Source organism: Aliikangiella sp. G2MR2-5 (assembly GCF_015687155.1).
Taxonomy (GTDB): domain Bacteria; phylum Pseudomonadota; class Gammaproteobacteria; order Enterobacterales; family Kangiellaceae; genus Aliikangiella.
The window spans coordinates 265,827-278,009 of sequence record NZ_JADPQF010000001.1; the positions used below are offsets into that span (position 1 = coordinate 265,827).

The window sequence follows — 12,183 nt, forward strand, 5'->3', positions numbered from 1 at the left end:
TTGGCGTTAGATAAATCGGCAGTTGGTTAACCAGAGGCTCAAAATAGCCGAACTCAACGGTTTTTGAGCAGTTTAAGTATGGTTTTAATTCCGAATAAATGACGAACAATTTAGGAGTGTTCATGGCAAACGAAGATCAAGACCTGGAACTCGATATCGAAGAAGATGAGTCGGGTGGGTTGAGCAAAAAATTTATTCTTATCGGTGCAGCAGCTGTTTTGCTCATTGGTGCCGGCGTTGCTGCATATTTTATTTTTGCTGGCGGCTCAGGTGATGAAGTGGAAGAAGCCGCAGAAGAAGTGAAGCTTCCCGCTCAATATGTAGCTGTACCAGAGGCTATAACTTCAAATATTGCCGGGAAGCGAAAGAATCGAACAGTTCAAATCAAGATGTCATTTATGGTTAGAGGCGACGATGCGGTGAAGTCAGTTAAAGATCATATGCCAAGATTGAAAAACGACGTTTTAATGCTGGTTAGTCAGCAATCTGCCGATGAGCTAAGAACGCCGGAAGGTAGAGTGGCTTTACAGCAAAAGTCTCTTGAAACAGTACAGGCTTCGCTGACAACTTTAGTCGGAGAACCGCTGGTTGAAAAGGTGCTTTTTATTAGTTTTGTTATGCAGTGAGCGAATATGTCAGATTTATTAAGCCAAGACGAAATTGATGCGCTACTTCATGGTGTAGATGATGGTGATATCGATGTTGAGGAAGACTCGCTTGATCCCTCCGAAGCTCGTCCTTATGACTTTTCTTCACAAGACAGAATCGTACGTGGGCGTATGCCCTCGCTGGAAATGGTGAATGAGCGTTTTGCACGGCACATGCGAATTAGTCTATTTAACATGATGAGACGCAGTGCTGAAATTTCTGTAAATGGCATTCAGATGATTAAATTCAGTGAATATGTTCATAGTCTGTTTGTTCCAACTAGTCTGAATATGGTTAAGATAAAACCGTTAAGAGGGACTGCTCTTTTTACTTTGGAAGCCAAGTTGGTTTTTATTCTGGTAGATAACTTTTTTGGCGGCGATGGTCGCTTTCACGCAAAAATTGAAGGTAGAGAATTTACTCCAACTGAAAGAAGAATTATTCAAATACTCTTGCAGCAGGCTTTTGTTGACTTGAAAGAAGCCTGGTCTCCAGTGATGAAAGTTGATTTTGAGTATATGGATTCTGAAGTGAATCCAGCGTTAGCAACAATAGTCAGTCCTTCAGAAGTGGTGTGTGTGTGTAGCTTCAATATTGAGCTTGATGGGGGAGGTGGCAATTTTCATGTGACCATGCCCTATTCGATGTTAGAGCCGATTCGAGATAAGCTCGATGCGGGCATTCAAAGTGATAGAGATGATGTCGATGAGCGATGGACTGATGCACTCAGAGAAGAGGTACTTACGGCACAGGTTGAAGTAGGTGCTTCTTTAGTAGAAACAGAAGTGAGTTTACGAGATGTAATGGAATTTAAGGAAGGTGACATCATACCAATAGAGATGCCTGAGCATGTCACTTTAAGAGCAGCGGATACTCCTTGTTTTAGAGCTAATTATGGTACTTCCAATGGTTATCTGGCACTTAAGATAATCGAAGAAATTTCACGTGAACATATTATGAGAACAATTATTGAGGACGAGTAATGGCTGGTGATGACAACGAAACTGACGAATGGGCTGACGCAATGAATGAGCAGGCTGAAGCCGAAGCGCGGGCAGCCGAAATGGAGAATTTGACTGAAGACGCTAAGCCTCAAGGACAGAATAATGAGCGACTCGACGTAATTTTGGATATTCCTGTTTCTCTTTCTATGGAAGTTGGGCGAACCCAAATACCGATACGGACTTTATTGCAATTAACTCAAGGTTCCGTTGTTGAGCTGGACAGACTTGCAGGTGAACCATTAGATGTCATGGTAAATGGAACTATGATAGCTCATGGCGAGGTGGTTGTGGTCAACGAAAAGTATGGTATTCGTCTAACGGACGTTATGAGTCCGGCAGAAAGAATACAGAAACTAAAGTAGTTAGGAGTAAGTTTTGGTCTTGTTTCGCGCGTATTCAACAATTGGCAAATTTGCAGGAATCTTTTTGCTGATTTCTTCCGGATATGTGTCCTCGGCAGAAAAATTGGAGAAAGTAACTCCGGTTGATAGCTTATTGCCAATGCTATTAGGGTTGCTATGCGTTATCACAATAATTTTTTTTCTGGCCTTTCTTCTTAAGAAGCTCACCAATTTTACGCCCCAGAACAACCTGCTTAAAGTATTGGAATGCCAAAGAATTGGTCCTAAAGAAAAACTTCTAATTGTAAAAGTTCAGGATAAGCAATTACTACTTGGAGTGACCCCAAATAACATTAGCATGCTAACACAGCTGGAACATCCCATCGAGGACAAGAAAACTGTTCTGAATTTTGAAAAGATAATGCAGCAACTGGTTAAACCCTCAGCGCTTAATTTCAAGAAAAAGCAAGCGGGAGAGACTGAGTGATGCGAAAGCTAATTATATTTTTTGTTCTGTTGTTCGTAATTCCAGATGTTTTTGCTGACAACGGAATTCCCGTTCTTTCAGTAGAGACCAATGAGTCAGGTAATCAGGAATACAGCATTACTTTACAAGTGCTGGGTTTGATGACATTACTGACTTTTCTGCCAGCCATTATTATGATGATGACGTCCTTTATCCGGGTTACCGTTGTTTTTGCCATTTTAAGACAGGCTTTAGGTATGCAACAAACTCCCAGTAATCAGATATTAATAGGATTAAGTCTTTTTTTGACGTTTTTTATTATGTCACCAATTATTGAGCGCGTTAATGACGAGGCGGTTCAACCTTATATTAGTGATACTATTTCTGTTACAGAAGCATTGAATAAAGCTCAGATTCCATTTAGTGAGTTTATGCTGGAGCAGATTCGAGAAAGTGATCTGGTTCTATTTATGGATTTGTCGGGCACAGAAAAAATTGAAGAAGGTGAACTACCTCCTTTTAAGGTCCTTGTTCCTTCCTTTATTATTAGCGAATTAAAAACAGCCTTCCAAATCGGGTTTCTGCTTTTTATTCCCTTTTTGATTATCGATCTGGTTATTGCAAGTATCTTGATGGCGATGGGGATGATGATGCTGTCTCCTCTCATTATTTCTCTACCTTTTAAAATAATGTTGTTTGTTCTTGTCGATGGGTGGGCGTTGGTTGTCGGCACTTTGGCAAATAGCTTTACTTAAGTGGAGAATACTAATGAGCCCTGAAACGGTTGTTGAAGTATTTAGAAACGCACTCTACGTTATTATTTTGCTTGTTGGCGCCGTTATTACACCTGGTTTGATTGTCGGTCTTCTAGTTGCAATTTTTCAAGCTGCTACAAGTATTAACGAGCAAACTCTATCATTTCTGCCGAGACTTCTGGTAACTCTTGCGACCATAATGTATCTGGCAAACTGGATCTTCGCGACCCTGATTGGGTTTGCACAGGAGCTCTATCTTTCTATTCCCGAAATTATCGGTTGACGGCTATATTAATGAATATTCAAGCGGAACAAATTTTGGAAGTTATGGCAATGTACATTTTGCCATTTGCCCGTTTGTCCGGCTTTTTGATGACTATGGCATTAATCGGTTCAAAGAATGTCAGCGCGAGGTTTCGTTTATTATTTGCCTTGTCTATAACAGCGCTGGTTGCTCCAACTCTTCCGGCAAGTCCTTCGATACCGCTTTTCGGGATTCAAGCTGCTCTGTTAGTAATTGAGCAAACAATTATTGGTGTGGTAATGGGATTTGTTTCGCGATTACTGCTTGAAACTTTTGTAATAGGTGCACAAATTATTGCTATGCAGTCGGGATTAGGTTTTGCATCTTTAGTCGATCCGGCTAACGGAACAAATGTTCCAGCTCTTGGTCAGTTTTTTTTGATGATGTGTACCCTTCTTTTTGTTTCTTTTGATGGTCACCTGTTAATGATTCGTTTGGTTGTTGAGAGTTTCTATTCTGTACCAGTCGGGAACTCTCCTTTTTCTTATGAAATGTTCTGGCAAATTGTAAGTTGGTCTCGATGGATTTTTGCAACAGCATTGGTGATGGCTCTTGTTAGCATTGCATCGCTACTAATTGTCAACATCTCTTTTGGAGTCATGACCAGAGCCGCACCACAGATCAATGTTTTTGCAGTGGGTTTTCCGTTAACAATGGTATCAGGTTTGATTTTGATCTGGTTTACTTTGAATTTCTTTCTCCCTCATTTCGAAGCTCAAATGTCCAGAGCAACTGAATTGATGTGTGAGATGGTTGCATTGGAATGTTAACAAATGGCTGAATCTCCTGCAGGTGAACGTACAGAACAGGCGACTCCCAAGCGTCTGAAGGAAGCTCGTGAAAAAGGGCAGGTGGCGCGATCAAGAGAGTTAACTACTGCGTTATTACTTATGACTGCCTCACTTACTCTCTATGCTTTTTCGTCTAGCAGTGGAAAAGGAATTGCACAGGTAGCCAAGTCTGCATTTTCTCCTGACAGAAGAAATATTTTTCAAGCAAATCAAATGTTGCAGGCGTTGTATGAACTCATTAGTGGTGTTCTGGTTTCGGTTGCTCCCATATTTTTATTGCTTTACGCGGTTACTTTTTTATCGACCATGTTAACCGGCGGAATGACATTTAGTACGAAGGCTATGGCTCCAAAATTAGATCGAATGTCTCCTCTAAAGGGGGTCAAACGAATGTTTGGTATGCATGCGCTTATGGAGCTGGTTAAAGCGCTTGCAAAAGTGTTCGTTGTTTTTCTTGTTGGCTTTTTGGTCATTCGTCATGTTTTCCCTGAACTAACTCAATTAGGCAACGGAGACGTGTATTCGAGTATTGGTCAGGCTATGGATCTGGTAGCACGAAGTTTCTTTTTAATTTCTCTGTCTCTTCTTGTTATCGCACTGATTGATGTACCTTATCAAATCTGGAACCATGCCAAACAACTAAAAATGACCAAACAGGAAGTCAAAGACGAATTTAAAGAAACTGAAGGTAAACCTGAAGTTAAAAGTAAAGTTCGTCAGATGCAATATGAAATGGCACACCGAAGAATGATGGAGGCCGTTCCGGATGCTGACGTTGTGGTGACTAATCCTGAACACTATTCTGTTGCGATTAAATATGATGCAATGAGGTCAAGTGCGCCAATTGTTGTTGCCAAAGGTGTCGATGTGATTGCAATGCAAATTAGAAAAGTTGCTATCGCCAATGATGTTCCTTTGTTGGCTGCACCTCCTTTAGCCCGGGCTATCTTTCATACAACAGAGCTTGACCAGGAAATTCCTCATGGGCTGTATATGGCTGTAGCGCAGGTCTTGGCTTATGTATTCCAGTTAAATAGTTATTATCAGGGAAAAGGGGCTAAGCCTAAAACCCCCAGGAATTTACCAATACCAGAAGAGTTAAAGCATTAATCCAATCTAGTTTTTGATAGTTACTTTGAAATAAGAGTAGTAAAGATGGCAGAAATAGCAGGACAAAATTTATCTTCCAGAAGCCTTTCCGGATTGGGAACGCCTCTGCTATTACTCGTACTATTGGCGATGATGATTTTGCCAATGCCGACAATCTTACTTGATATCCTGTTTACTTTTAATATTTCTTTAGCCCTGGTTGTTATTTTGGCGACTGTTTATGCAAGTCGTCCATTAGATTTTGCAGTTTTTCCAACAATCCTATTGGTTACGACTTTGATGCGGCTAGCCCTTAATGTGGCGTCAACACGGGTGGTACTGATCAATGGTCATACCGGAGCTGGCGCTGCTGGTTCAGTCATTGAGTCTTTTGGCTCAGTGGTCATTGGCGGTAATTATGCTGTTGGTCTGGTTGTATTTGCTATTTTGGTGATTATCAACTTTGTTGTTGTGACCAAAGGTGCTGGCAGAATTTCAGAGGTCAGTGCCAGATTTACCCTGGACGCAATGCCAGGTAAACAGATGGCAATAGATGCCGATTTAAATGCCGGGCTTTTAACACAGGAAGAAGCCAGAGAAAGACGAAAGGAAGTTGCTCAGGAAGCCGATTTTTACGGAGCGATGGATGGCGCATCTAAATTTGTTAGAGGAGATGCTGTTGCCGGCCTGCTGATACTTTTGATCAATATCCTTGGTGGTGTTGCTATTGGTATGGGACAACACGGGCTAGACTTTGCAACCGCAATGCAATTTTACGCTTTGTTAACTATTGGTGATGGTTTGGTTGCGCAAATTCCAGCTTTGCTACTTTCTACTTCAGCTGCAATTATGGTGACCCGCCAAAATGCGGCGCAAAACATGAGCGAACAATTAGTGGCACAATTGATTCGTAATCCCAAAGCGTTATATGTATGTTCCGGAGTTCTTTTTACTATAGGCATTATTCCCGGAATGCCACATTTGGCATTTCTATTTTTAGCCGCAGCATCAGGTGGCTTAGGGTACTTGGTACAGAACAGGCAGGAAGTTGAAGAGGAAACTCGGGAACTGGTTGAAGCGCAACAACTTGAAGCGACGGAACCGGCACCTGTTAAGGAACTCTCATGGGAAGATGTACCACCAGTTGATCAAGTTGGACTTGAAGTTGGTTATCGCTTGATCCCTATGGTAGATCCCAATCAGGACGGAAAACTAATGGGACGAATAAAAGGAGTTCGAAAGAAGATTTCTCAAGAATTGGGCTTTCTCGTTTCTCCGGTTCATATTCGAGACAACCTGGAGCTTAGTCCGAATGCTTATCGAATTGCAATTTTGGGAGCTACTGTAGGTGAAGCTGAAGTTTTCCCGGACAAGGAGCTTGCGATTAATCCTGGTCAGGTTTTTGGACAACTCGATGGTATTAAGACTACCGATCCTGCTTTTGGTCTGGAAGCGATCTGGATTAATTCCGAGCAGAAGGACAATGCTCAGTCGTTAGGCTATACCGTGGTGGATGCGAGCACAGTAATTGCGACGCATTTAAGTCATTTACTACAGTCCCATGCTGCGGAGCTGTTCGGTCATGAAGAAGCGGAACAATTGTTAAAAGGTCTTGCCAAGACTGCGCCTAAACTGGCGGAGACTTTGGTTCCGGAATGTATTTCTCTGGGCGTTCTGGTTAAAGTTCTACAGAATTTATTGCTCGAGCAGGTGCCTATCAAAGACATCCGAACGATCGCCGAAACTTTGGCGGAATATTCCGGCCGCAGTCAAGACACCGCCATTTTAACGGCGGCAGTCAGAATCGCACTGAGCCGATTAATTATTCAAAATATCAATGGGTTACAGCCAGAAATACCCGTCGTTACACTTGCTCCTGAGTTGGAACAGATATTGCAACAATCATTAGCAGGAGATGGCAGTGACAGTGTTGGTATTGAGCCTGGTTTAGCGGATCGAATGCAAGCTTCATTAAAGTCTGTTGTTCAACAACAAGAAGCTGCAGGTCAACCGGCTATACTTTTGACCGCACCAGCACTGAGACCTTCTTTAGCTAAATTTGCTCGCTTTGGAATTAAGGGACTTCATGTATTAAGTTATCAGGAAATTCCGGACAACAAGCAGATTAAAGTAATAGCAACGGTCGGTAACACTGACAATCTCACCTGAATTGAGTCAACCAGTTGTGGTTGATGGAAAGTAATCTAATGTGAGATGACAATGAAAATCAGACGTTTCTACGGTAAAAATGTTCGAGTCGCTTTAAGAGAAGTCACAGAAGTTTTTGGTGAAGATGCCGCGATTCTTTCCAATAAAAAAGTGCCTGGCGGAGTCGAAATTATTGCGGCACTGGATTACGATGAGTCGTTAATGCCGCAGAAAAGCAGTAAGCCGAAGAGCGCTAACCCTGATCGAGAGCAACCTCACACAAATTCTTCTGTCGATATATCTACGCAGGAAGTCACCTACCAAAGCTCACAATCGATAAATGAAGATTTAGTGAAAAAGCCGCTTGAAAGGAGTGATTACCGAAACGTTGTTCTTGAAAAAGATGAGCAGCAAACAAATCCATTCGCAAATGACCTGAAACTTGATGAAGCGCAAAATTTCTCTGGTTTTTCAGCAGGATTGGAAAAACTGGTTCAGCAATCAGTAAGCAAAAACTCTACCGCCAGAAAGGAGCCAATGAACTACGCTCAAGGTCATTTCGAGGGCCACGGGGAGGCAATTCAAAATCAGGCACGCGAGTTATTAGGAAATGGTCAGGATGATCAGGCGCAGGGATTGAGAAATTCTTATTTACCAGGATTTGAAAAAGCTTCAAAAATTGAATGGTCTATGGATCCGAGCCTTCAAGCAATGAGGGAAGAGCTGGGGATGATGCGTAGTATGATGTCTGAACAGCTAAACAGTATTAACTGGGGACGATATGCTGAAAAAAATCCTGTCAGCGCGATGATTATTCGTCGCCTGACTCGACTGGGACTTTCAAATGAAATTATCGATACGATTCTTTCAAAAGTTTCAACATTGGGAGAGATGGATACCGAGTGTGTGTGGCAACAAGTTCTTGCTGTTCTTTCCAAATCTATTCCAGTGACAGAAGATGCGTTACTTGAGAATGGTGGAGTATATGCTTTGATGGGACCTACCGGAGTCGGAAAAACAACCACTATTGCGAAGCTGGCGGCTCGTTTTATTATTAAGCATGGTCCTGACTCCGTTGCCTTGATAACGACAGATAATTACCGAATAGGCGCTTTCGAGCAGTTGGCGACATTTGGAAAAATTTTAAAAATTCCGACAGCTAAAGTGTCTGAGCGACATAATCTGAATAATTTGATAAAGCGAAATGCGAACAAAAAACTAATACTAATTGATACAGCGGGTGTGAGTTCTCGTGATCCCGCAATATTTAGTCAACTTTCCTCTCTTCTGGAATCTTCTGTGGCAATTAATCGGGTTTTACTGATATCTGCGTCCTGTCAGCAGGCTGCGATTGAAAAGTCGTTTGAGCTCTTTTCTCGATTTAAGCCGCAACAGGTCATTGTTACCAAGCTTGATGAAGCAACCTCATTAGGAGAGGTTCTAACTAGCGTTATGTCGAAAAGAATGCCGGTTGCCTATACGACTGACGGACAAAGGGTTCCGGAAGATATTCGCGTAGCCCGTAGCCATCATTTGGTTTCAAAAGCTGTTTGGCTGGGTAACAAGTACTCGAAACAAACTGATGATTGGAGTCTGGCTCAGAACTTTCGCAAGTTGCGCTCTGCTTAGCTCAATTGGTGGCTAAACTTAATCGCAATAGGCTCAAAATGTTCTATGCTTAATAAGAGCGACAGGTAGGCTTGAAATTGTGCTTTGCAGCATGCTAGAAAACTATAAATGAGAGGCTCTATTTGAACCAGGTTATTGATATTGCTCAAAATTCCTCTGGAAAGCCCGTCAAGGTTATAGCGGTCACAGGTGGTAAAGGTGGGGTTGGAAAAACAAATGTTTCGGTCAACCTGTCTGTTGCCTTGTCTCAGCTGGGCCATAAAGTGATGTTACTCGATGCAGACCTGGGGTTGGCGAATGTCGATGTAATGTTAGGTCTGAAAAGCGAAAGAAACCTTTCTCACGTATTGAGAGGCGATTGTGAATTAAAGGACATTGTTGTGCATGGACCTCATGGATTGCAAATTGTTCCGGCGTCTTCCGGTACTCAAAATATGGCTGAATTATCGGCCAGAGAGCACGCAGGTATTATTCAGGCATTTAGTGATATCGGGCAAAATCTGGATTTTCTAATCGTGGACACTGCGGCGGGAATCACTGATATGGTGGTAAGTTTTACCAGAGCAGCACAGGATGTGCTCACGGTGGTGTGTGATGAGCCTACTTCTATAACCGATGCATATGCCCTGATGAAGGTGCTTAACAGAGACCATCGCATCGGTAAATTTCATGTACTAGCCAACATGGTTCACACGAGCCAGGAAGGTCGAGAACTATTTGCAAAACTGAGTGGTGTTTGTAATCGATTTCTAGATGTTACTTTGGACTACCTGGGCTCAATTCCATCAGATGAGAATGTCCGCAAAGCTGTAAAAAAGCAGAAGGCCTTAGTCGAAGCGTTTCCTCGGAGTCCCGCATCGATTGCAATAAAAAGTCTGGCAAAAAAAGTTCAACAGTGGCCTCCTCCAAGAGATGCCAGTGGGCACATAGAATTTTTTATGGAGCGGCTTGTATCAGGAGCGAGTTAGTCAAGTGTGGTTCAGGTATGTCATATATTGATACTGATTTTAAAAAAGGGCTGTAAAGCATAGGAAACAGAGCGAAGTGACAGGAGCAGATACATACAGTCAGATCCAGCAAGATAATTTTGCTGAAAGGTATGCGCCACTGGTAAAGCGTATTGCTCATCATTTGATGGCGCGGCTACCTTCTAGTGTACAGTTCGAAGATTTGCTACAAGCAGGAATGCTTGGCCTTCTTGAAGCAAAATCCAATTTTGATGCGAGCAAAGGTGCCAGTTTTGAAACATTTGCGGGTATTCGTATTCGTGGAGCAATGATCGATGAAATTAGAAGAGGAGACTGGGTTCCGCGTTCTGTACACAAGAATTCTCGTGCGATTGCAGCGGCTATTAGTGAAATAGAGCAGGAAACCGGGCGTGATGCAAGGGATACGGAAGTTGCCGAGCGAATCGGCGTAGCAGTTGAAGATTATCGACAGATGCTTATGGAAGTTAATAGTGGTCATATGATGGACTTTGAAGGTCTCGGTGTGACTGAGGACTATTTTAGTCAGGGGTTATCTGATAGCTCCATGACCCCGCACGAAAGACTGCAAAAGGAAGACTTTAGAAATTCTCTAGCTGGTGCTATCTCGTCTTTACCCGAACGGGAAAAACTGGTTCTAGCGCTTTATTATGATGAAGAACTCAACTTAAAGGAAATAGGCGAGGTTTTAGGGGTGAGTGAATCACGAGTCAGTCAAATAAACAGTCAGGCAATGCTACGATTGCAATCCCGATTAAAAGATTGGAAGAAATAAGGTTTCTTGACTAAATTTAAGTGTAACTCATTATTATTATTAAATTATTGAAAATTCCGAACGGAGATTTACCTTGGACAAAAACATGAAAATCCTGGTAGTAGATGATTTTTCGACGATGCGTCGAATAATCAAGAATCTATTACGAGACTTAGGGTTTACAAATACTCATGAAGCTGATGATGGAAACACTGCGTTACCGATGCTTCAGACCGGTAATTTTGATTTCCTGATCACCGACTGGAACATGCCCGGAATGCAAGGCATTGATCTGCTCAAGGCGGTTCGTGCGGATGAAAAACTGAAATCTATTCCAGTGTTAATGGTGACCGCAGAGTCTAAACGCGAGCAAATTATTGAAGCGGCACAAGCAGGAGTTAATGGGTATATAGTTAAACCTTTCACCGCTGCGACTCTGAATGAAAAGCTAGGCAAAATCTTTGAGCGAATCGACGGTTAGTCGGTTCTCGGTTTCAAAAAGGAAATCATATGATGAAGCTTTCGGATAAAGAGCAGCTCCAGCAAACAATTGAGCTTACTCGGGCTTTACTAAGCGATCTAGAAAATGAAGAAATCCAAAGTGCACAAGATAAAATTGAAGCACTTTCAGGTAATGGTGATGAAGATCTTTTTGTCGAAATTGGAAAATTGACTCGTCGCTTACACGAGGCTTTAAACTCATTCAGATTAGATACACGGATAACAGATATTGCTGCTTCTGAAATTCCAGATGCAAAAGACCGGCTAAATTATGTAATAGAACGTACCGAAGAAGCCGCAAACAAAACTATGGATAAGGTCGAACATTGTAACCAGTTGGCTGATGTTATTGCTAAAGATTCACAAGAGCTGTTAAGCGAGTGGCAAAAATTGTATCGTCGAGAGTTAGCGCCCGGGGATTTTCGTAAATTATGTAAAAGAATCGAGTCTCATCTGGAAAAGAATAAGAACTCAGCGGAAAAGCTCAATTCGGAGCTTTCTGATGTGTTACTTGCACAAGACTATCAAGATCTAACCGGACAAGTGATCAGACAGGTTATTACTCTTGTTCATGATGTAGAAGAGAGTATGGTCAATGTAATAAAAATGTTTGGTAGTATCGATCGTTACCAGGCCGCCAAAGGAAAAATTCTTCAACCCAAAGGCAGCGAAGGTCCTATTGTTAATAAGGATAAAAGGAATGATGTAGTTAGTGGTCAGGATGAAGTAGACGACTTGCTTTCGAGTTTGGGCTTTTAGGGGTGAAT

Annotated in this window: 14 protein-coding genes; all 14 read left to right on the forward strand. The window is 42.2% G+C overall.

All coding sequences use genetic code 11. From position 1 onward, the window contains the following. Positions 1 to 122 precede the first annotated feature (122 nt). The 14 genes from IYN84_RS01105 to IYN84_RS01170 all read left to right on the forward strand — a co-directional run bounded on the left by IYN84_RS01105 (position 123) and on the right by IYN84_RS01170 (position 12,175). Entirely contained in the window at positions 123 to 626 is a 504-nt protein-coding gene (locus IYN84_RS01105) for a flagellar basal body-associated FliL family protein (protein WP_196137331.1), read from the forward strand. 6 nt (positions 627 to 632) lie between these two features. Next, complete coding sequence (fliM, locus tag IYN84_RS01110) at positions 633 to 1,631, forward strand: flagellar motor switch protein FliM (RefSeq protein ID WP_196137332.1); 999 nt, start codon at positions 633 to 635, stop codon at positions 1,629 to 1,631. Then, positions 1,631 to 2,014, forward strand: a complete 384-nt coding sequence (gene fliN, locus IYN84_RS01115) for a flagellar motor switch protein FliN (RefSeq protein ID WP_196137333.1) — start codon at positions 1,631 to 1,633, stop codon at positions 2,012 to 2,014. The genes fliM and fliN overlap by 1 nt, the downstream gene beginning before the upstream one ends. A gap of 64 nt (positions 2,015 to 2,078) precedes the next feature. Continuing rightward, positions 2,079 to 2,480 carry a flagellar biosynthetic protein FliO gene (fliO, locus tag IYN84_RS01120; RefSeq protein WP_210330249.1) on the forward strand — a complete coding sequence of 134 codons (402 nt, stop codon included), beginning with the start codon at positions 2,079 to 2,081 and terminating at the stop codon, positions 2,478 to 2,480. After that, positions 2,480 to 3,214: a flagellar type III secretion system pore protein FliP gene (fliP, locus tag IYN84_RS01125; protein WP_196137335.1), complete on the forward strand. Its 735-nt coding sequence runs from the start codon at positions 2,480 to 2,482 to the stop codon at positions 3,212 to 3,214. The genes fliO and fliP overlap by 1 nt, the downstream gene beginning before the upstream one ends. A 13-nt stretch (positions 3,215 to 3,227) precedes the next feature. Beyond that, positions 3,228 to 3,497, forward strand: coding sequence for a flagellar biosynthesis protein FliQ (gene fliQ, locus IYN84_RS01130; protein ID WP_196137336.1), 270 nt, complete (start codon positions 3,228 to 3,230; stop codon positions 3,495 to 3,497). 11 nt (positions 3,498 to 3,508) lie between these two features. After that, entirely contained in the window at positions 3,509 to 4,288 is a 780-nt protein-coding gene (fliR, locus tag IYN84_RS01135; RefSeq protein ID WP_196137337.1) for a flagellar biosynthetic protein FliR, read from the forward strand. A gap of 3 nt (positions 4,289 to 4,291) precedes the next feature. Then, positions 4,292 to 5,419 (forward strand): flagellar biosynthesis protein FlhB, encoded by a 1,128-nt coding sequence (flhB, locus tag IYN84_RS01140; protein WP_196137338.1) that lies wholly within the window; start codon positions 4,292 to 4,294, stop codon positions 5,417 to 5,419. Positions 5,420 to 5,464: 45 nt separating this feature from the next. Further along, entirely contained in the window at positions 5,465 to 7,567 is a 2,103-nt protein-coding gene (gene flhA / locus IYN84_RS01145) for a flagellar biosynthesis protein FlhA (RefSeq protein ID WP_196137339.1), read from the forward strand. 51 nt (positions 7,568 to 7,618) lie between these two features. Then, a complete protein-coding gene (gene flhF / locus IYN84_RS01150) occupies positions 7,619 to 9,175 on the forward strand; it encodes a flagellar biosynthesis protein FlhF (protein WP_196137340.1) in 1,557 nt (518 codons plus the stop codon). Positions 9,176 to 9,297: 122 nt separating this feature from the next. Beyond that, positions 9,298 to 10,143 (forward strand): MinD/ParA family protein, encoded by an 846-nt coding sequence (locus IYN84_RS01155; protein ID WP_210330250.1) that lies wholly within the window; start codon positions 9,298 to 9,300, stop codon positions 10,141 to 10,143. Positions 10,144 to 10,219: 76 nt separating this feature from the next. Continuing rightward, entirely contained in the window at positions 10,220 to 10,936 is a 717-nt protein-coding gene (locus IYN84_RS01160) for an RNA polymerase sigma factor FliA (RefSeq protein WP_196137341.1), read from the forward strand. 73 nt (positions 10,937 to 11,009) lie between these two features. Further along, positions 11,010 to 11,396 (forward strand): chemotaxis response regulator CheY, encoded by a 387-nt coding sequence (cheY, locus tag IYN84_RS01165; protein WP_196137342.1) that lies wholly within the window; start codon positions 11,010 to 11,012, stop codon positions 11,394 to 11,396. Between the two features lie 29 nt (positions 11,397 to 11,425). Next, complete coding sequence (locus IYN84_RS01170) at positions 11,426 to 12,175, forward strand: protein phosphatase CheZ (protein WP_210330252.1); 750 nt, start codon at positions 11,426 to 11,428, stop codon at positions 12,173 to 12,175. Positions 12,176 to 12,183: the final 8 nt, after the last annotated feature.